Genomic DNA, 516 nt, shown 5'->3' on the forward strand with positions numbered 1-516 from the left:
TGATCGTCGTCAATGAAGACAGGGCTTGTCAGGCTTTTGCAATGATGAAGCCTGCGAGTTCGGGGATAGCTGGCTTCTGAGTGGATATATGAAGCCGATCGCCGAGGTAGTGCCAGAAGGACAGGCCAAGCTTTTTGCAAGTCTTCATAAGGCCGAGCATCGTATCGCGGGCAACACGGCCATCCCGGCTCATGGTGCCGCCTGAGATCTTGCGTTTAGTGACGCAGCTGCGCAGATCATTCTCGGACGCATTGGTGTGCAACGGGATTTCCGGGCGTTCGAGAATTTTCAGCAATTCCTGTTTACGACGCAGTAAGCGTGCCAAAAGCTTATCCAGCTCAGCATATCCGGTGCGGATGGAAAAGATCCGATCGAACCTGACTTCAAGGGCCTGGGCTGCACGAGCGCTGGGACTTCGGGAAAAGTCTTTCAAAAGCTTGTAAAAGAGCCAGATGAGTTTGCGCAGAGTTTCGACATGTCTCACCTGCAGGAGCGTTGCTGGTATCAGCTTGTGCA

The 516-nt window shown here is 53.1% G+C and carries 1 protein-coding gene; it reads right to left on the reverse strand.

All coding sequences use genetic code 11. The features are described from left to right. Positions 1 to 28: 28 nt before the first annotated feature. Positions 29 to 516 (reverse strand): IS66 family transposase (locus WH356_RS24005; protein ID WP_339515410.1); only part of this gene is annotated, 488 nt, incomplete at its 5' end.

The organism is Ochrobactrum sp. MYb379 (assembly GCF_037479515.1).
Classification (GTDB): domain Bacteria; phylum Pseudomonadota; class Alphaproteobacteria; order Rhizobiales; family Rhizobiaceae; genus Brucella.